Source organism: Methylorubrum salsuginis, assembly GCF_900114375.1.
In the GTDB taxonomy this organism is placed as follows: domain Bacteria; phylum Pseudomonadota; class Alphaproteobacteria; order Rhizobiales; family Beijerinckiaceae; genus Methylobacterium; species Methylobacterium salsuginis.
Map to the genome: position 1 here is coordinate 332,651 of NZ_FOSV01000002.1, position 19,447 is coordinate 352,097.

Sequence of the window (19,447 nt, forward strand, 5' to 3'; positions counted from 1 at the left end):
GGATCGGCCCGAGCCGAAGGCTCAGGCGGTGCTTCCGGCGTCGATCGTGAGCACCGTGCCGGTGATGTTGCGGGCTTTGTCCGACATCAGGTAGGCGACGGCGTCGGCTACGTCCTGCGGTTCGGCCAGGCGCTTGAGGGCGCTGCGGTTGGCGACGCGCGATCGCTCGGCCTCGTCCATCCCCTCCGTCAGGGCCGTCTCGATGAAGCCGGGCGCCACCGCGTTCACCGTGACCCCGAGGCGACCGACCTCGCGGGCGAGGGACTTGGTGAAGCCGATCATCGAGGCCTTGGTGGCGGCGTAGACCGAGAGCGCGTTGTATCCCGTGAAGGCGATGATCGAGCTGACATTGACGATGCGGCCGGCGCCGGCCGTCATCATCCCGCGGGCGAGATACTTGGTGAGCACCATCGGGGCGACGGTGTTGAGATGGACCAGTTCGGCGATCTTTTTCGCCGGCATGGTGGTGAGCAGGCCCGGCGTGCCGATCGCGGCATTGTTGACGAGGCCATAGACCGGCCCGTGCTCTGCCTTGATCCGCTGGACGAGCCCTTGCAGCGCGTCGATCTCGCCGAGATCGGCGGCCATGAACCGGATCGCGCCGAAGGGCGCGACCTCGCAGGCCGCCTCCAAAGCTTCGCTCGGGCGGCGGGCCAGGGCGATCACGCGGAACCCTTCGTTCGCCAGCGTCGAGGCCATGGCGAGGCCCAAGCCCCGGCTCGCTCCGGTGACGACGACGAGGCGGCCTTCACGGATTTCGGTCACGGCATCCTCCGCACCAGCTTGCCGCCCGAGGTGAGCGGCAGGTCCTCGACGAAGCGCACGCTCGCCGGCACCTTGTGGCCGGAGAGCCGCGGGCGGCAATGGGCGATGATCGCCTTCTTCAGCGCCGCCGGATCGGTGGCGTCGGTGCCGGCGCGCAGCACGACTTCCGCCTCGACCACGGCGCCGAGGATCGGGTTGGGCCGCGCCCGCACGCGGGACATCGACACGCTGGAATGCAGGTTGACGACGGCCTCGACCTCTTCCGGCTGCACCTTGGCGCCGCCGACATTGATGACGCCGCTGCGCCGCCCCAGGAAGTGGTAGCGCTCGCCCCGGCGCTCGACGAGGTCGCCGGTATCGACGAAGCCGTCCTCCGCCATCAGCGGCTCGGGCGTGGCGCCGAGATAGCGCCGGCCGGTGCGGCCGGAGCGGACGTAGAGCGCGTCGTCGCGCACCGCGATCTCGATGCCGGCGCGTGCGCCGATCAGCGCGGCGGGGAACCCCTCGCACCCGTCCTCGACGGTGAAGCCGACGCCGCCCTCGGTCGAGGCGTAGGCATGGGCCATGCGGGCCTCCGGGAAGGCGGCGCGCAGCAGATCGAGCACGGTCTGGTCGGCGATCTCGCCCGAGAGCCGGACGTAGCGCGGCGCGAGCCGGCTCAGCGCATTGCTCATCAGGGCGAGCCGCCAATGCGAGGGCGTGCCGAGGATGTGGGTCACTTGCCGCTCGCTCGCGCGGATCAGATAGTCGCGCACCGGCTCGTGCCGGTCGGACAGCACCAGCGAGGCCGGCGCCAGCATCGCGCGCAAGAAGACCTGGAGGCCGCCGTAGCGGCGGATGTCGTAGAAGGTCGACCAGACCGTGCCGGGTTCGGGCGCGGCCGCCGTGTTGATGCCGCCGGCCAGCCCGTCGAGGGTGTGGGCGACGAGCTTCGGGGCGCCGGTGGTGCCGGAGGTGGCGAGCGCCCACTCGGTTTCCTGGCCCTTCTCCGCAGCGGCTTGGGCGGCTGCTTCGACAGCGATGCGGGGGAGGCCCGGCAGATCGCCCTCGGGCAGGCCGTCGGCGTCGCAGACCGCGATCTCGGCCTCGGAATCCGAGGCGATGCGGGCGACGTGCTCCGGCGCGAGGCCCGGCGGCACCAGGGCGAGGCGCGCGACGAGGCCGTCGAGGGCCAGCATCGCGCGGGCCGCCGCCATCTGCCCGCCGACGGCGAGCAGCACGCGTTTGCCGGCAAGCCGCTCGCTCACCGACGCGTCGCGCGGTCCGCCGACGATCCCGGCGAGATCCCTTTTCTCGCGAGGGTCGGACAGGAACAGGCCCTCCAGCCCGCCCGCCGCAAGGAGTGTCTCGCGCAGGATCATGGCGCTTACGCCGCCTTCTTGGCCGCGGCGCGGTCGTAGAGAGCGACGAGGTCGCCGACCGTCACGGGCAGGTCGTCGGCCTCCATCTCGGAGAACGGATCGGCCCCGGTCAGATCCTCCATCCGGGCGACCAGCAGGGCGAAGCAGAGCGAGTCGAACTCGGTCTCCAGCATCACGAGATCGTCGGTGATCGGCGGCATCCGCTTCTCCTGCTCGGCGGCGACGGCGGCGATCTCGGCGTGGACGGTGGAACGCAGGGACATGGGAGACTCCACAGGTCGAAAGGTGAGGTCAGACGGTCGGGGTGGGCGCGCGCAGCAAATCCGAAAAATCGCGCGCGATCTCGGACAGGATCGGCCGGGAGCGGGGCACGAGGCGCCCGAGGCCGTAGAAGAAGTGGATCATGCCGGCGTGGCGGGCGTGGACGACCGGCACGCCCGCGCGGGTCAGGCGCTCGGCGTAGGTCTCGCCGTCGTCGCGCACGGGGTCGTACTCGGCGGTGTGGATGTGGGCCGGCGGCAGGCCGGTGAGATCGGTCTCGCGCAGCGGGCAGAAGCGCGGGTTCGGCAGGGCGTCGGGTCCGCAGGCGATCAGGTCGCCCTGGATCGTCGCCTCGTCGAGGAAATAGCCGCGGGCGAAGTCGCGGCGCGAGGCGCCGACGCCGTGCACGTCGAGGACCGGGCAGATCAGGAGCTGGGCGGCGAGTGCTTTGCCGGCTCCCAAAAACTCCTGGCAGACGCGGGCGGCCAGGCCGGCGCCGGCCGACTCGCCGCCGACGGCGAGCCGCGTCGGATCGATGCCGAGGTCGGCCGCGTGCTCCGTCACCCAGCGGGTCGCGGCGAGCGCGTCGTCGAGGCCGGCCGGAAACGGATGCTCGGGGGCGAGCCGGTACTCGACCGCGACCACCCGCATCCGGCCCGCGTCGCAGAGCGTGCGGCATAGTGCGTCGTGGGTGTCGAGATCGCCGGTGACGAGGCCGCCGCCATGCAGGAAGACGAGGCCGGGGCCGGGTGTCTCGCCCTCTGGCGCCTCGCCCTCCGGCGCGTAGAGGCGAAGTGCCAGCGCGCCGCCGGGACCGGGCATGGTGAGGTCGCGCACGCGCACCGGCCCGGTCGCGAGACCGGCGGCGGCGAGCTTCGAGAGCCCGCGCAGTCCCTCGCGCCGGGCGGGCAGATCGATGCCGTTCGAGCCCCCGAGCGCCATCATGTCGAGGAAGCGGCTGACATGCGGGTCGAGGGCCATCGCGGCGGCGTCCTCAGAGCTTGAGCGCGGCGCGGATCGCGGCCGGCCAGTCGGCGAGAGCCGCGCCGTGGGTGGCGAACATCGCCACCGCCAGACGGTCCATGCCGAAGGCGACGCAGCCGGTATGGGCCGGCTCGCCGTCGGCGAGATGGAGGCCCCAGGTCGTGCCGAAATGCTCGCGGTGATAGTTGAAGCTCATGCAGGCGGTGCCGGCGGCGGCCCCGCGGAGCGGGATCAGCAGCTCGAACTTCAGCGCCTGTTCGAGCTGGCTGAAGGCCATGATCTGGCCCAGCCGCCCGAAGAACGGATCGCTCGCGGTCTCGACCGTGTAGGTGAGCCCGAGTTCGTCGGCCATGGCGGTGGCGGTCTTGATCCAGCTTTCACGGAAGGCGACGATCTGCTCCGGCGTGCCGATGCGGACGTATTCGCGCATCCGGAAGGATTGCAGCCGGTCGAGATGGCGCGAGGGCTCGCGGCGGAAGCAGTCGCAGGCCACGTCGAAGCGGTAGCCGGCCTCCGGCACTGGCCCACGGGCGGCGGCGATCGGGTAGACCGGGTAGCAGGCAGCCGGCGTCAGGACGAGGTCGGCGGTCTCCAGGCCCTCGGTCCAGTCGCCGCCGTTCAGGTGACGGTCGGCATAGCCGCGGATCTCGGTCTCCGACCCCTCCAGGCACGAGACACATCCCAAAAGATTCGGAAAGCTCTTGAGGTAGCCGTGGCGCTCGAGATGGGCGCGGCTCATCACCGGCGGGAAGCGGAACACCTCGGTGCCCTCGTCGCGGCGGGCCGAGATGAAGGCGGCCAGCGCCTCGACCACCGACTCGTAGGCGCCGGTGCGGGCGTAGACGCCGAGGGCGTCCATCGGCTTGAACATCGCGTCGAACAGGGAGTCGAGCGGATCGGTCGCGGGCGGGGCGGCCGGCGCGTTCATCACGGGCATGTTCATGGCGGGAGACTCTTCGGAAGAGGGCGGAAGAGGAGGGATCAGGCGCCGAGGGAGGCGGCGACCGGGGACATCAGGGTCGCGGTGGCGAGGTTGGCGACGATGCGGTCGTTGTGGATCATGATCGGCGCCGAGAGGATGTCGCGCAGGGCCCGGCCGACGCTGAAGGCGCCGTCCTGGCGGTAGCCGGCGAGCCCGTTGGCCCGCAGCGCGCTCGACACCGCCGCGACGGCGAGTTCGGAGACCTCGACCTTGAGCATCGTGATCGCGGTCTGAAAATCGAGGGCGGCCAGGGCCGTCGCGTCGTCGCCCGCGGCCTCGAACCGGTCGAGCCCCTGGACGATGAGCGCACGGGCCTGCTTCAGGCTGGAGACGGCGCGGGCGTAGTGGAGCGCGCCGGGCGGGGCGACGCCGCCCGCGCCCCGCATGGCGGTGCGGGTGAAGGCTTGAGCCCGATCCACGGCGCTGGCCGCGATGCCGGCCCAGGCGCTCGACCAGAGGATGTGCGAGACCGGCGTCATGGTCTGATTGTGGACATCGCCGTAGCGGGCGGAGAGCACCTGCTCGGGGCGGCCCTTGGCGACGAGGCGGAAGCCGCTGCTGCAGGTGCCGCGCATCCCGAGTGTCTCCCAGCCGCTCAGGCGCTCCAGGACGTAGTCCTCCTTGAGGAAGACGCAGAGCACCTGATCGGAGGCGGCGGCCTCGGCGTTGCGGCGGGCGACGGTGACGACGCCGTCGGCCTGGGCGCCGTAGGAGATCACCGTGGCGGCCCGCTCCAGGCTGACGCTCGCGCCGTCGGTCTCGATGGCGGCGGCCGAGGAGCGGACGTTGCCGCCGCCCTGGCCTTCCGTGGTGGAGGAGGCCAGCAGCAGCTGCTCGTCGGCGATGCGGCGGATCAGGCCGTCGCGCCACACGTCGCCGCGGCCGTGCCGGGTCAGGCAGGCGACCTTGGTCTGGTGCATGGCGAAGATCATCGCGGTCGAGGCGCAGGCACGGCCGAGGGTGTAGCAGATGTCGGCGAGCGCCCGGATCGTGGCGCCCTCGCCGCCGAGTTCGATCGGCACCGCCGCGCCGAGCAGGCGCTGGGATTTCAGGGCGGAGACCGCCTCCTCGGGGAAGCGCCCGTCGCGGTCCACCGCCTCGGCGTGGAGGGCGGCCACCGCAGCGACAGCCGCGGCGCGGGCGGTGAGGTCGGTGGCGAGGGCGGTGTCGTCGGGACCGGTCATCGGCTGGATGGTCATGGCGTGGCTCCCCAGATCTGAAGCCGGCCGTGCCGGCAGTTCTTTCGTTCTCGTCAGGTCAGGCGGACGGGGCCGCCTTCACGGTCTCGACCATCCGGGCGATGGTCTCGATCGAGTAGAAGTTCTTCGGGGTGAGCGCCGCGGGCGGGATCATGATGTCGAACTCCGCCTCGACTGCGATCATCAGGTTGACGAGATCGAGCGAGGACAGCCCGACATCGACCAGCGCATCGCCAGGGCCGAATACCGGCTTGATCGCGTGCCGCCCGGCGATCTCATAGGCCAGACCCATCGTCCGGTTGGCCACGCTCTGCGTCATCGTCTCCGACATGGTGTCTCGCGCCTCTTGTCTGTTGCAGTCTGTTGGAGGGGCTGCGACCCATCTGATGGCGATACAATCATCGCCGCGATAAGGTCTCTTCCGGATTTTCGAATCAATCTGAATGTGATCGTTAAATGGTTGTTCAGTTAATCGAACACTGTCATCCTCACGGTGGTGACAGGTCGATGAAGCTGCCGCGGCCGTAGACCAGCGCGCCGGCCGCCTCGCCACCCAGCCGCACCTCGCGCACGGCGCCGAGCAGGATGGCGTGGCTGTGCCGCTCGATGACCTCTTCGAGGTCGCAATCGATGATCGCCTGCGCCTCGGTGAGGCCGGAGGCGCCCGACGCCATGGTGGTCCATTCGGCGCCGGCGTAGCGGGCGGGGCCGCGCAGCGCCCCGATCCCGGCGAAGCGCTCGGCGACGGGGCGGTGCCCGGCGGCCAGGATGCTGACGCAGAAATGCTGGCGCTTGACGATCACCGGCCAGGTCGAGGAGGCGCGGTTGACGCAGACCAGCATGGTCGGCGGATCGACCGAGAGCGAGACCGCCGAGGTGGCGGTGAGCCCGACCCGGTCCTCGCCGCTGCCGGCGGTGACCACGACGACCCCGCCGACGAGGCGGCGCATCGCCTGCTTCAGCAGGCCGGCATCCGCGAAAGGCGGGGGCGGGGCATCGGGCGTGAGGCTCATGAGTGTGGCTTCCGGCGGCTCGAGCCGAAGGTCGGTGGCAAGAGAGCTCCGGTACGCGGCCATGGCATCGACCATCCGAAAGAGCGTGGATTTCGTTCGAGGTCCGACCGGATGACGCCCGCCTCAGGTCCGGTTCGAAACCGGACGTTATCGGTTGGCGCCTATGCCCGATGCGGTCCTCGCAGGATCTTCTGCAAAGGAGAGGCCTGCTCGAAGGGGCCGAAACCTGTTCACCCGCGGCACGATTCCGGTTGCGGGCGCAGGGCCGGTCCCGATCCGGAACAGCTTTTCGGGCGGATGTCGCCCCAATCCGAGGTGCGCGCGATGTCCGATCCGATCTCCCGTACCGCCGCCCAGGCGCTCGTGGACCAGCTCGTCGCCAACGGCGTCGGCCACGTCTTCGCGGTGCCCGGCGAGAGCTACCTGCCGGTGCTCGACGCGCTGCACGAATCCGGCATCAAGATCACCGTCTGCCGCCAGGAGGGGGGCGCGGCGATGATGGCCGAGGCTCACGGCAAGGCGACGGGCCGTCCGGGCATCTGCTTCGTCACCCGCGGCCCCGGCGCCACCAACGCCTCGGCGGGCATCCACATCGCCCAGCAGGATTCGACGCCGATGATCCTGTTCGTCGGCCAGATCGAGCGGGGCTTGCGCGACCGCGAGGCGTGGCAGGAGGTCGATTACCGCGCCGCCTTCGGGCCGATCTCCAAATGGGCGACCGAGATCGAGACCGGCGCGCGGGTGCCCGAATACGTCTCCCGCGCCTTCCACGTGGCCTGTGGCGGTCGCCCCGGCCCGGTGGTGATGGCGTTGCCGAAAGACATGCTGAAGGATCCCGTCTCCGGGCCGATCGCGCCGGCCTTCGTGCCGGTCGAGGCGGCGCCGGGCGTCGAGGATCTGGAGCGGCTGGCCGAACTCCTGGCGGAGGCGGAAAATCCGTTCCTCGTGCTCGGCGGCAGCCGCTGGGACGAGCGGGCCTATTCCGACATCCGCGCCTTCGTGGAGCGCTTCGATCTGCCGGTGGCGACGAGCTACCGCCGCCTGCCGCTGTTCGACCCGCTGCATCCGAACTACGCCGGCGACCTGGGGCTGGCCGCCAACCCCAAGCTCGTCGCGCGGGTGAAGGCCGCCGACCTGCTGATCGTGCTCGGCGGGCGGCTCGGTGAGGTGGCGAGCCAGATGTACTCGCTCCTCGACATCCCGGCTCCGCGCACGCGGCTCGTCCACATCCATCCGGGCCCGGAGGAACTCGGCCGGGTCTACGTCCCGCATCTGGCCATCAACGCCGGCCCGACCCGCACGGCCGCCGCGCTGGCGCGCCTGCCCGCCCCCGCCGCGACGCCGTGGTCGGAGCGTGCGCGGGCGGGCCATGCCGAGTACCTCGCCTGGAGCGAGACGGCGACGCCGCAGCCCGGCGCGGTCAATTTCGGCGAGGTGATGATCGCGTTGCGCGAGGCGCTGCCCTCGGACGCGATCCTGTGCAACGGCGCGGGCAACTACGCCGCCTGGATCCACCGCTTCTATCGCTTCCGGCGGCTCGCCACCCACATGGCGCCGACCTCCGGCTCGATGGGCTACGGCGTGCCGGTCGCCGTGGCGATGAAGCGGCTCTACCCCGAGCGCATCGTCATCTCGCTCAACGGCGACGGCGACTTCCTGATGAACGGCCAGGAATTCGCGACCGCCGTGCAGTACGGGCTCAACATCGTCTGCATCGTCGCCGACAATGCGAGCTACGGCACGATCCGGATGCATCAGGAGCGCGATTTCCCCGGCCGCGTCTGCGCCACCGATCTCGTGAACCCGGATTTTGCGGCCTACGCCCGCGCCTTCGGCGGGGTGGGGTTCACGGTCGAGCGGACGGAGGATTTTTCGGCCGCGCTCGACGCGGCTTTGGCCGCGAAACGCCCGGCGATCATCCACGTCAAGATCGCGGTCGATGCCATCGCGCCGGGCCTGACTCTGACGGCGATCCGAGAGAAGGCGCTGGCGGGGCAATAAAAACCCTCCCCCTCCGCGGGGGAGGGTGCCTCGCGGATGCGAGGCGGGAGAGGGGAGCCACGCTTCCGGAGACTTCACGGGCGACGGCGGCCAAGCGGCACCGTCGCTCCCCTCTCCCGACCCCCTTCGGGGGCCACCCTCTCGCAGAGGGGAGAGGGCTTGGCGGCGCGCTTAACCCAGGCGCCCGTGCGCAAAATCCCAATACAGCTGCCGCGCCTGCCGGAAGACCGGTCCCGGCTCGAACCGGACATCATCGAGCCCGGTCACCGGCGCGACCTTGGCGAAGTTGCCCGCGGTGAACACCTCGTCGGCGCTCAGAAAGTCGTCGTAGCGCAGCGTCTTCTCCACCACCTCGACGCCCGCGCCCCGCAGGAGCGCGATGACCCGCGCGCGGGTGATGCCGGCCAGGAACACGCCGTTGGGGACGGGGGTGTAGACCACGCCGTCGCGGGCCAGGAAGGCGTTGGCGTTGGCGAATTCGGCGACGTTGCCGAGCCCGTCGAGCATCAGGCAATTGCCGAAGCCGCGCGACAGCGCCTCGGTCAGGGCGCGGGCCCCGTTCGGATAGAGGCAGCCCGCCTTGGCATCGACCGGGGCGACCTCGATCGAGGGGCGGCGGAAGGGGGAGAGCGTCGCCCGCACGCCCGACGGCAGCGGCATCGGCGCGGTGTAGATCGATAGGCACCAGTTGGTGGAGGCGGGATCGAACCGGACGCCGCCGGCGAATCCGCTCTCGGCCCAGTACATCGGCCGGATGTAGAGCTCGGCATCCGGTGCGAAGCGCGACAGCCCTTGCGCGACGAGGTCGCTCCACTCCGACACCGACACCTTCGCTTCGAGGCCGAGCGCCACCGCCGAGCGGTTGACGCGGGCGAGATGCAGGTCGAGGTCGGGGGTGACGCCCTCGAAGGCGCGGGCGCCATCGAACACCGTCGAGCCGAGCCACGCGCCGTGGCTGCGCGGGCCCATGATCCGGACGTTGCCGGGATGCCACGCGCCCTCGAAGAAGGTCCAGGTGTCGGTGTCCTGCGTCATGGCGCGCCTCGAAGGATGGGGAAGCGGGGCCGATGAGCGGCCCCGACGCTGACTCAGGCCGCTTCGAGCAGGCCGCCGCCGACCGTCGGCGCGGACTTGCGGCGCAGCAGCTTCTTGACCTTGTTGAACGCCCGCAGGGCCAGGGCGAGATATTTCGGCTGGGTCTGGCGGCAGAAGGCGACCTTCCGCACGTAGCTTTCGACATGCCAGTGGCAGACCGCGCCGCGGGGGATGAACAGCACGTCGCCGGCGACGAACGTCTTGGCCGGGTTGATGCCGTCGCTGATCGTGGCCGAACCTTCGAGGAAGTGGATCGTCTCGTCGATGTCGTAGTGCCACTCGAACTTGCCCGCGGTGCAATCCCAGACCAGCGTCCAGGCCAGGCGGTCGGCGCTGCGCGACAGCATGGTGTTGCGCGCGATCGGCATCCCCTCGTGAATCCAGCTCGGCTCGATCGGAGCCGGCCGCAGGTCGCCCGTCGTCACGGACGCAATCATCGGGGTCGTAGACACGTCATCCTCGCTTCGAGTCGTCGGGGACGTCCAGGACCACTCCGGAGGCGCCCCGATTCAGCAGCACCACAGATGACTTGATCTGGCAAGGTCGTCTTTATCATATGGCTAACGCGGCAAACGCCAGGACTGGAATTCGGGCCAAAGCGTGACTTGGCTTTAAAGTAGAGTGGTCGAAACGGCACGTTCGCTTCACCCCGAGACACCGCTTCTACGTAGAATTCCGCAACCATGCGGCGGGAAAGTTGGGTCCGGGGCGGTGCGCCCGGCGGCCATCCCTCTGATCTTTCAACAAAATCAACCGGCGGCCGCGATCCTGCGGGCCTTGCCGGGCACTGCCGATCGCGTGCCGTTTCGGCACATCCCGGCGTGGTCCCGGCCTTGCGGCAGGCCCGCCGACCCTCGGGTTCCGTAGGACGACACAGCACCATGCGCAGCGAAACGATCGCGGTCCACGCCGGCTTCGAGCACGATCCGACCACCCACGCGGTCGCCGTGCCGATCTACCAGAGCGTCGCCTACGCCTTCGACAGCGCCGATCACGGTGCCGCCCTTTTCAATCTGGAGGAGGAAGGTTTCCGCTACAGCCGAATCGCCAACCCGACGGTGAACGTGCTGGAGCGGCGGGTGGCGGAGCTGGAGGGCGGCCATTCGGCGCTCGCCGTCGCCACGGGGCAGGCCGCGCTCCACTACGCCATCGCGACGCTGGCCGACCACGGCGGCAACATCGTCTGCGTGCCCCAGCTCTACGGCACCACCCACACGCTGCTCGCCCACGTGCTGCCGCGCCAGGGCATCGTCACCCGCTTCGCCGCGAGCGACCGGCCCGAAGACATCGAGCGGCTGATCGATGGCGAGACGCGGGCCGTCTACTGCGAGTCGATCGGCAACCCGGCCGGCAACATCTGCGATATCGAGGCGCTGGCGAAGGTGGCCCACGCTCACGGCGTGCCGCTCGTCGTCGACAACACCGTGCCGACGCCGATCCTGATGCGGCCGATCGATTACGGGGCCGACATCGTCATCGCCTCGCTCACCAAGTTCATGGGCGGGCACGGCACCACCCTCGGCGGCATCGTCGTCGATTCCGGCAATTTCGACTGGGCCGCGTACCCTGAGCGCTTTCCGCAATTCTCGACGCCGGACGTGTCCTATCACGGCCTCGTCTACACCGAGCGCTTCGGCCGCGGCGCGTTCGCGGCCCGCGCCCGCAGCGTCTACCAGCGCACCACCGGTGCGGTGCTGCCGGCGATGTCGGCCTTCCTGCTGCTCCAGGGCATCGAGACGGTGGCCCTGCGCGTCGAGCGCCATGTCCAGAACGCCCGCAAGGTCGCCGAGTATCTCCGGGCGCATCCCGGCATCGAGTGGGTGAACTATGCGGGCTTCCCCGACAGCCCCAACCACGCGATGGCCCAGAAGTATCTCGGCGGCGAGGGCTCGTCGCTACTGACCTTCGGCGTGAAGGGCGGGTTCGAGGCCGGCAAGACCGTCTACGACGCGCTGAAGCTGGTGAAGCGCCTCGTCAACATCGGCGACGCCAAGTCGCTCGCCTGCCACCCGGCCTCGACCACCCACCGCCAGATGACGCCGGACGAGCAGCGCGTCGCCGGCGTCCTGCCCGAGACCATCCGGATCAGCGTCGGCATCGAGCACATCGACGACATCGTCGCCGACCTCGATCAGGCGCTCGCCGCCGCTCGCACCCTGGCGCGCGCGGCCTGACACGCCAGAGACGCCGACCTGACTGCATCAGGTCGGCGTCTCTAAGGTCTTGTTTTGCCGCGCATTCTTTCGACGAACCGGCATCCAGTTCGTCGGAATGCGCTCTAGCCGGGCGCGCCCGGTCCCATCCCGTTCGAGAGGAGTGACGCATGCTGGAACACGCTGCCTCCGGCGAGGCCGGCTTCGCCGAGACCGCTCCGCCGCCCCGGTTCGAAGCGGCGGCCCCCGCGCCGCGCCTGCGGATCGGGCTCCTCAACAACATGCCGGACACCGCTTTGGTCCAGACCGAGCGGCAGTTCCGGCGCCTCATCGGCGGGGACGTGGAGTTGAGCTTCTTCAGCCTCGCCTCGGTGCCGCGCGGGCCGCTGGCACGCGCCCATCTCGACCGGTTCTACGCGCCCCACACCGCGCTCGCCTCGGCCGGGCTCGACGCCCTCGTGATCACCGGCTCCGAGCCCAAGGCCGCCCGCCTCGACGCCGAGCCCTATTACGCCGACTTCACCGGAGTGGTGGATTGGGTGGCGCAAGGCACCGTCTCGACGCTGTTCTCGTGCCTGGCCGCGCATGCCGCGGTGCTGCACCTCGATGGCATCGAGCGCCGGCCGATGGCGACCAAGCTCTCGGGCGTCTATTCCTGCGCCACATCGAGGGTGCATCCGCTGCTCGCCGGCCTGAGCCCGGTGATGCCGGTGCCGCATTCCCGCTGGAACGACCTGCCCGAGGCCGGACTCCTCGCCAAGGGCTACGCGGTCCTGCGCCGCTCGGACGCCATCGGCGTCGACCTGTTCGTGCGCGACGCTTCGAGCCTGATGGTGTTCCTCCAGGGGCACCCGGAATACGAGACCGATACGCTCGCCCGAGAGTACCGCCGCGACATCGGCCGCTTCCTCGACGGCAGCCGCGACACCTTCCCGGACCTGCCGGAGAACTACTACACCGACGATGCGGCCGCGCAGTTGGACGCCTTCGCCGACCGCGCCCGCCGGCACCGCGCCCCCGCGCTCCACGCCGACTTCCCCGCCATGGACGCCACCCCACCCCGCCCGGCCGCGTGGCAGGACGGCGCGGCGCGGCTGTTCAGGAACTGGCTCGCGCTGGTGGCGGCCAACCGCGCCCTGCGGATGGCGAGCGAGGCGGTGGCGTAACGCACTTCTCCTTTCCCTTGCGGGGAGGGGCAGGGGGCGGGCAGGATCGAGCGTTCCGCTTCCTCCGGCACCACCTCCGCTTCCCACCTCCTCCCCGCATGGGGAGGAGAGGCCCGGCGGCCAACGGCGCGATGAATCGGAAACTCCCATGACGACCCTCGATAGCGCCTCTGCCGTATCCGCCGCCCCCCCGCCGCGTGCCTCCTCCACCGCCGGCTGGATCGGCGCGCTGGAGCGCACCGCGCGCATCGACGCCAACCCGGAACGCATCTTTCCGCTGGTCCTCGACGCGGTCGCCGCCGAGCGGGCCGGCGCCCCGGCGCTCATCGGCACCGACGAGACCCTGACTCACGGCGATCTCGCCGCGCGCCGCCACCGTTACGCCCGCTGGGCGCTGGCCGAAGGCTTGGCCAAGGGCGACACCGTCGCGCTGATGATGCGCAACCGGCCCGATTATCTCGCGATCTGGCTCGGGCTGACCCGAATCGGCGTGCGGGTCGCGCTGCTCAATACGAATCTACGCGAGCGCGGGCTCGCCCACTGCATCCAGGCCGCCGCGCCGCGCATCCTGATCGCCGCGACCAACCTCGCCGAGGCGGTCGAGGGCGCGTGGCCCCATCTCGCGTCGCCGCCCGAACTCTGCTGGCAGGGGGAGGGGGCCGAGGCCTCGCTCGCGGCGCAGGCCGCGCGGTTTAGCGGTGAGCCTTTGAGCGCCGACGAAGCGCCCGCCGTCACGCTGCGCGACCCGGCGCTGCTGATCTACACCTCCGGCACCACCGGTCTGCCGAAGGCCGCCCGCGTGAGCCACCATCGCATCATGATGTGGACCCACTGGTTCGCGGGGCTGGCCGATCCGGGGCCGGACGACCGCATGTACGATTGCCTGCCGCTCTACCACAGCGTCGGCGGCGTCGTGGCGCCGGGCAGCGTCCTGCTCGGCGGCGGCTCGGTGGTGATCCGCGAAAAATTCTCGGCGAGCCGGTTCTGGTCGGACGTGGCGGAAACCGGCGCGACCCTGTTCCAGTATATCGGCGAGCTGTGCCGCTACCTGACGCTGGCGCCGCCCGACCCGCAGGAGCGGGCGCACAGCCTGCGTCTCTGCACCGGCAACGGCCTGCGCCCGGAGGTGTGGGAGCGCTTCCAGGAGCGGTTCGGCATTCCCCGCATCTTGGAGTTCTACGCCGCCACCGAGGGCACGCTCTCGCTCTACAATGTCGAGGGCAAGGTCGGCGCGGTCGGCCGCGTGCCGAGCTTCATGGCGCGGCGCTCGCCCGCCCTGATCGTCAAGCACGATGTCGCCACCGGCCTTCCCTTGCGGGATGCCGAGGGGCGCTGCGTTCCCACCGAATTCGGCGAGGCCGGCGAACTCCTCGGGCGTCTGTCGGACAAGGCGGAATACACCTTCGAGGGCTATACCAGCGCCGCCGAGAGCGACCGCAAGGTGCTGCGCGACGTGCTGAAACCGGGTGACGCCTGGATGCGCACCGGCGACCTGATGCGGCGCGACGCGCAGGGCTACTACTTCTTCGTCGATCGCATCGGCGACACCTTCCGCTGGAAGGGCGAGAACGTCGCCACCACCGAGGTCGCCGAGGCGCTCGGCCGCACCGAGGGCGTCATGGAGGCCTGCGTCTACGGCGTCGCGGTGCCGGGTACGGACGGCCGCGCCGGCATGGCGGCGCTCACGGTCGAACCCGGCTTCGATCTCGCCCGGCTCCACGCCGACATGGCCGAGCGGCTGCCGGCCTACGCCCGGCCGCTGTTCCTGCGCCTCACCGAGGAACTCGGCCACACCGAGACGTTCAAGCAGAAGAAGGCGGTGCTGGCGGAGGAAGGCTACGACCCGGCCCGCACCGCCGACCCGCTCTATATCGACCGCGACGGCGCCTACCGCCCCCTCGATCCGGCGCTGTACGGACAGATCGCGGCGGGCGCCCTGCGGCTCTGAAGCATCGGCCCGAAAGGTGGGAACCGGCTTTCGGAAAAGCCGATGCGGCACAACCAAACAGAGCATCGTTCCGGATCCGAGATCCGGAACGATGCTCTGGGCTCGGTTCCCTGTCGTCAATCCGCCACATCTCCACCGCTTCCTGAGGCCCGGCTGTCTCTCGCGGCGGCCCGGTGCTGGACGGACCCCCGGCTTCGCGCTTCTTGGGAAGCGCAAGCGGGCCCGAGCGGAAGACGACGGTGCAGGCAGGGGCGCACAGCACGGACGCGACCGGGGGCGGCGACCTCCTCGCCTTCCTGCGCGCCCGCCACGGCGCCGAATCCGGCGAGGCGCGCGGCACGCGGGCCGGCGCGGGCGCAGCGGAAGCGATCTGGCGTGAGGGCCGGCTTCCCCCCGGCGATCTGGCCGACGCCATCGCGGCCTTCCACCGCCTGCCGCGCGCCGACATCAAGCGCGTCGCCGAATGGCCCCACCTCCTCGACGGGCTGTCGCGCCGCTTCCTGCGCGAAGCCTTCCTCTATCCGGTCTCCGAGGCGGGGCGCCCGCTGCTGTGCGTCGCCGACCCCTCGCTCGCCGAGCCGATCCAGGCCACGAGTCTGGCGCTCGGCGCATCCGTTTCGCTCGCGGTGCTCTCGTTCGAGGAGATCGAGGCCCTGTTCGAACGCGGCGGCATGGAAGCCTCGCCGGAGCCTGAAGACGTCCCGGCCGAGATCGCTTTTTCCGACGATGTCGAGACGCTGCAGGACCTCGCCCGCGGCGCCCCGATCGTGCGTGCCATCGACACGATGCTGGAGCGCGCCGTCGAGCAGGGCGCCACCGACATCCATATCGAGACCGGCCGCGAGGACCTGCGCGTCCGCTTCCGCATCGACGGGCATCTGCGTGCCCAGCAGACGCTGGCCAAGCACATGGCGCCCGCCATCCTCTCGCGCGTCAAAATCCTGGCCGGGCTCGACATCGCCGAGCGGCGCCTGCCGCAGGACGGGCGCACCAACGTCAAGGTCGGCTCGCAGGAAGCGGATCTGCGCGTCGCCGTGATGCCGACCCTCTACGGCGAGACGGCGGTGCTGCGTATCCTGCTCAAGGACACCCGCCTGCTCGAATTCAAGCGCATCGGCATGTCGCTGCGCGATCAAGCCGCGATGGAGCGCCTGCTCGCCGAGCCGCACGGCATCCTGATCGTCACCGGCCCCACCGGCTCCGGCAAGACCACGACGCTCGCCACCGCGATCTCGATGCTCAACGACCCCTCGCGCAAGATCGTGACGGTGGAGGACCCGGTCGAGTACCAGTTGGCGGGCATCCACCAGACCCAGGTGAAGCCGCAGATCGGGCTCACCTTCGCGACCGCGCTCCGCTCGTTCCTGCGCCACGACCCCGACGTGATCATGGTCGGCGAGATGCGTGATCGCGAGACGGCGGCGATCGGCATCCAGGCCGCACTCACCGGCCACCTCGTGCTCACCACGCTCCACACCAACACCGCCGCCGACGCAGTGGTGCGCTTGGCCGATATGGGCGTCGAGCCGTACCTGATCGCGGCCTCCTTGCGCGGCGTGCTCGGCCAGCGGCTGGTGCGGCGGCTGTGCGAGAAGTGCAAGGCGCCCGATCCGCGGGCCGCGGACGCCGCCCTCGACATCTGCGCCCGGCGCGGCACGCCGGCCCCGGAGCGGCGCGATTTCTTCAAGGCGGTGGGCTGCCCGCATTGCGGCGGCACCGGCTATCGCGGCCGGGTCGGCGTGTTCGAGGTGCTGACGATCGACACGGAGATCGAGCCGCTGGTGCGGCGCGAGCCCGACCCGTCCCGCATCCTGGAGGCGGCGCGCGCCCGCGGCATGACCACCATGCTCGACGACGGCATCACCAAGGCGGGGCAGGGTCTCACCTCCCTCGACGAAGTGATGCGGATCACCGGCTAGCGAGGCGGCGATGACGGCCTCGATCCGCATGGCTGGGTTTTCGGCACAGGCCGCGGCCCTGAAACGGCGCCTCGGCGGCTCGCCGCTCGTCGCCCAGGCGGGCGGCGCGGTCTCGCTCCTGCTCGACGCTTTCGTCGCCGCCATCGAGCCGCGCCTCGGCCGCTTCCTCGACCGCAGCCGCCGGATCGCGGTGGTGGAGGGCGACGGGCTCGCGCTCTACGAGGTGCGCGACGGACGCGTGAGCGCTCGCGGCCTCTTCGACGGTGCGGCGCCCCAAAACTTCGCCGGGCGCGGCCTCGAACTGCGCCTGCCGCCCCATGTCTTCCTCGCCCGCACCCTGCGCCTGCCGGATGCCGGTCGCGACTATCTCGGACCGATCCTGTCCCACCGCCTGGAGCGCCTGACGCCCTGGCGGCCCGACCGGGTGCTCTACGGCTACGACGTGCCGGAGCCCGCCGGCCCCGACGGCACCATCGCGGTCGATCTGCTGGCCACCTCGTCCGACCTCGTCGCGCCCCATCTCGATGCGCTGAATGCGGCCGGCCTCAAGGTGACGGCGCTCGGCAGCGCGGCGGCGCCCCTCGATACGCCGCTCGCCATCGACCTCTATCGCGGTCGACCCGGCGCAAGCGGGGGCAGTCCGCTGCGTCGCCCGGTGGCCCTGGCCGCCGCCCTCGCCTTCGGTCTCCTCGTCCCGGCCTGTCTCGCGGCCGCGCTGCTGGCGGCCTCGGCCGAAGCAGAGCAGGCCGAGGCCGGGGCCCATCTCGCGGCCCTGCGCTCGCGGCTCGCCGCCCGGTCCGGCACCGGCGGGACCCGCGAAGCCGCCTTGCTGGCCGCCAAGCAGCCGGATTCCAGCATCCTCGTGCTGATCGACCGGCTCAGTACGGCGCTCCCCGACGGCACGGTGCTGCGCGAACTCGACGCCGACGCGACGAAGGTCCGGCTCGTCGGCCGCTCGGACGACGCCGCCGCGCTCATCGGCCTGCTCGAAGGCCAGGGCGGGCTGTCGGCGGTGCGCTTCGCCGCCCCGGTGATCCGCGACGCCGAGCGCCGCGAGGCCTTCGACATCGTGGCGAGCCGGGTCCCCGGCACAGTGCCGGGCCAGCGGGCGGAGGCCGGGCGATGAGCGCCGACCCGCGCGTTCCCGCCGCCCTGCGCCGCTGGCTCGGGCCGCTCTCGATCGCGGTCTTCGTCGGCCTGCCGCTGCTTCTGGCCGCGCTGACCTTCGACCGGCTGTCCGCATGGTGGGACGCCACCGGCACGATCGAGGAGAGCCGCGCCCGGATCGGCCAGATCGAGGCCCGCATCCGCCGCCTCGCCGCCGAGCAGGCCAAGGCGCGGGAAACGGAGGGCGCGGAGGCGACCCGGACCCATTCGATCTATCTCGATGCCGCCGCGCCGGGCCTCGCCCGGGCCGAGATGCAGCGCCGCCTGAGCGCGCTGGTCGATGCCGCGGGCGGTCGCCTCATCGAGGTGCGCGGCGAGGACGAGGCCGATGACGGCCGCAGCGTGCTGCTGCGGGCGAGCCTCGACATCGCCAATGACGGGCTGTTCGATCTCCTGGCCACGCTCGAGGCCGGGATGCCGCTGCTGACGGTCGAATCGATCAACATCCGCACCCAGGCCGGCCGCGGCGCCGCGGTCGAAGACCCCCAGCCGACCCTGCGGGTGGCGCTGGCGATCCGCGGCCATCGCCGGGAGGGCCGCACGTGACGTTTTGCGTGCTGCGCGCCCTGAGCACCTCGGCCGTCCTTATCGCCGTGGCGGGCCCTGCCCTGGCCGATAGCCCGTTCGGTTCGCCCGCCTGGGTCCGCGAGCAGGAGGCCCTGCGGCAGGTCGAGGACGCGCGTCGCGGGCGCAAACCCGTTGCGCCGCCCGCGCCGGCGCCCGCTTCCCCCGATGCCCCGTCTCCGGTGGCCCGCCCCGAAGCGGCGGCCGTCGCGCCGTCCGAGCCGGAGGCCGCCGCCGAAACCGTTCCGACCGAGCCTCCGCCGGAGCCGGACCTTCCGCTGCCGTCGATCGCCCCGTCCGCCAATCCCTTGAGCCGCATGGCGTTCAAGGATCTCGGCGGCTTCCGGCATCGCCCGCTCTTCGCGCCCTCGCGTCGCCGCCCGGACCGGCCCGTGGCCTACATGCCCCCGCCGCCGCCACCGCCGATCGAGGCTCCGGCGAGCCCGCCGCCGGAACTGCGCCTCGTCGGGATCGTGGCCGGCGTCGATCGGGCGGTGGCGCTCGTCAGCCGGCAGGAGGGCCCCTCGCTCAGCCTGCGGGTCGGCGATCAGGTCGATGCGTGGCGGGTGGACCGGATCGCGCCGGACCGGGTCGTTCTGCGCGAAGGCGAGCGCGAGCAGACCTACCGCCTGTTCGCCCTGCCGCCCGCCGCCGCGCCGGGCGCCCATCTTCCCGCCGGCGCCGTCGTCCGCGTTCCCTGAACCGGCGGGTCGCGATCCCGTGACTGCATTCGGGGTCGGATGCGCTGCCGTGCATTGAAGTTAACGAGTTCTCAACGCGTTAACCAAAATTTACTAAATTGTGTGTCATATCGAGCACTGCGCGGTTGAAAGCGGTGGTTCGGGGCACAGCCGAGATGGGCAGGAGCG

General features: G+C 71.1%; 18 protein-coding genes. 8 read left to right on the plus strand and 10 right to left on the minus strand.

The features are described from left to right. Window positions 1–21: 21 nt before the first annotated feature. The 8 genes from BM140_RS04275 to BM140_RS04310 form a co-directional block, all read right to left on the minus strand. Entirely contained in the window at window positions 22–765 is a 744-nt protein-coding gene (locus BM140_RS04275; RefSeq protein ID WP_280142582.1) for an SDR family NAD(P)-dependent oxidoreductase, read from the minus strand. Then, entirely contained in the window at window positions 762–2,126 is a 1,365-nt protein-coding gene (locus BM140_RS04280) for a class I adenylate-forming enzyme family protein (protein ID WP_091942288.1), read from the minus strand. The genes BM140_RS04275 and BM140_RS04280 overlap by 4 nt, the downstream gene beginning before the upstream one ends. A gap of 5 nt (window positions 2,127–2,131) precedes the next feature. Next, window positions 2,132–2,389 carry an acyl carrier protein gene (locus BM140_RS04285; RefSeq protein WP_091942290.1) on the minus strand — a complete coding sequence of 86 codons (258 nt, stop codon included), beginning with the start codon at window positions 2,387–2,389 and terminating at the stop codon, window positions 2,132–2,134. A 28-nt stretch (window positions 2,390–2,417) separates the two neighbouring features. Then, window positions 2,418–3,368 (minus strand): alpha/beta hydrolase, encoded by a 951-nt coding sequence (locus BM140_RS04290; protein ID WP_091942292.1) that lies wholly within the window; start codon window positions 3,366–3,368, stop codon window positions 2,418–2,420. Between the two features lie 13 nt (window positions 3,369–3,381). Continuing rightward, window positions 3,382–4,314, minus strand: coding sequence for an amino acid--[acyl-carrier-protein] ligase (locus BM140_RS04295; RefSeq protein WP_091942294.1), 933 nt, complete (start codon window positions 4,312–4,314; stop codon window positions 3,382–3,384). 38 nt (window positions 4,315–4,352) lie between these two features. Next, window positions 4,353–5,552, minus strand: a complete 1,200-nt coding sequence (locus BM140_RS04300; protein ID WP_091942296.1) for an acyl-CoA dehydrogenase family protein — start codon at window positions 5,550–5,552, stop codon at window positions 4,353–4,355. Between the two features lie 58 nt (window positions 5,553–5,610). After that, the gene (locus BM140_RS04305; RefSeq protein WP_091942298.1) at window positions 5,611–5,883 is read right to left on the minus strand and encodes a phosphopantetheine-binding protein; all 273 of its coding nucleotides are present in this window, start codon (window positions 5,881–5,883) and stop codon (window positions 5,611–5,613) included. Window positions 5,884–6,040: 157 nt separating this feature from the next. Continuing rightward, on the minus strand, window positions 6,041–6,565 hold the full coding sequence (locus BM140_RS04310; protein WP_091942714.1) for a flavin reductase family protein: 525 nt from the start codon (window positions 6,563–6,565) through the stop codon (window positions 6,041–6,043). A 324-nt stretch (window positions 6,566–6,889) separates the two neighbouring features. Between BM140_RS04310 and BM140_RS04315 the strand changes: the two genes are divergently transcribed. Then, window positions 6,890–8,566 (plus strand): thiamine pyrophosphate-binding protein, encoded by a 1,677-nt coding sequence (locus BM140_RS04315; RefSeq protein WP_165616387.1) that lies wholly within the window; start codon window positions 6,890–6,892, stop codon window positions 8,564–8,566. 171 nt (window positions 8,567–8,737) lie between these two features. Here the strand turns inward: BM140_RS04315 and BM140_RS04320 are convergent, their stop codons facing one another. Further along, entirely contained in the window at window positions 8,738–9,601 is an 864-nt protein-coding gene (locus BM140_RS04320) for a branched-chain amino acid aminotransferase (protein WP_091942302.1), read from the minus strand. A gap of 53 nt (window positions 9,602–9,654) precedes the next feature. Continuing rightward, window positions 9,655–10,098 (minus strand): cupin domain-containing protein, encoded by a 444-nt coding sequence (locus tag BM140_RS04325; protein ID WP_091942304.1) that lies wholly within the window; start codon window positions 10,096–10,098, stop codon window positions 9,655–9,657. A gap of 444 nt (window positions 10,099–10,542) precedes the next feature. Here BM140_RS04325 and BM140_RS04330 point away from each other — a divergent pair, with 444 nt between their 5' ends. The 7 genes from BM140_RS04330 to BM140_RS04360 all read left to right on the plus strand — a co-directional run bounded on the left by BM140_RS04330 (window position 10,543) and on the right by BM140_RS04360 (window position 19,279). Beyond that, on the plus strand, window positions 10,543–11,835 hold the full coding sequence (locus BM140_RS04330) for an O-acetylhomoserine aminocarboxypropyltransferase/cysteine synthase family protein (RefSeq protein ID WP_091942306.1): 1,293 nt from the start codon (window positions 10,543–10,545) through the stop codon (window positions 11,833–11,835). Window positions 11,836–11,984: 149 nt separating this feature from the next. Then, window positions 11,985–12,980 carry a homoserine O-succinyltransferase MetA gene (metA, locus tag BM140_RS04335; RefSeq protein ID WP_091942309.1) on the plus strand — a complete coding sequence of 332 codons (996 nt, stop codon included), beginning with the start codon at window positions 11,985–11,987 and terminating at the stop codon, window positions 12,978–12,980. 148 nt (window positions 12,981–13,128) lie between these two features. Continuing rightward, window positions 13,129–14,928, plus strand: coding sequence for a long-chain-acyl-CoA synthetase (locus BM140_RS04340; RefSeq protein ID WP_091942311.1), 1,800 nt, complete (start codon window positions 13,129–13,131; stop codon window positions 14,926–14,928). A 239-nt stretch (window positions 14,929–15,167) separates the two neighbouring features. Next, a complete protein-coding gene (locus tag BM140_RS04345; RefSeq protein ID WP_244535283.1) occupies window positions 15,168–16,847 on the plus strand; it encodes a GspE/PulE family protein in 1,680 nt (559 codons plus the stop codon). Between the two features lie 10 nt (window positions 16,848–16,857). Further along, complete coding sequence (locus BM140_RS04350; protein WP_244535284.1) at window positions 16,858–17,973, plus strand: PilN domain-containing protein; 1,116 nt, start codon at window positions 16,858–16,860, stop codon at window positions 17,971–17,973. Next, entirely contained in the window at window positions 17,970–18,560 is a 591-nt protein-coding gene (gene gspM, locus BM140_RS04355; protein ID WP_091942313.1) for a type II secretion system protein GspM, read from the plus strand. Before BM140_RS04350 ends, gspM begins: the two co-directional genes overlap by 4 nt. After that, on the plus strand, window positions 18,557–19,279 hold the full coding sequence (locus BM140_RS04360) for a type II secretion system protein N (RefSeq protein WP_091942315.1): 723 nt from the start codon (window positions 18,557–18,559) through the stop codon (window positions 19,277–19,279). Before gspM ends, BM140_RS04360 begins: the two co-directional genes overlap by 4 nt. The last annotated feature ends 168 nt before the right edge of the window (window positions 19,280–19,447 follow it).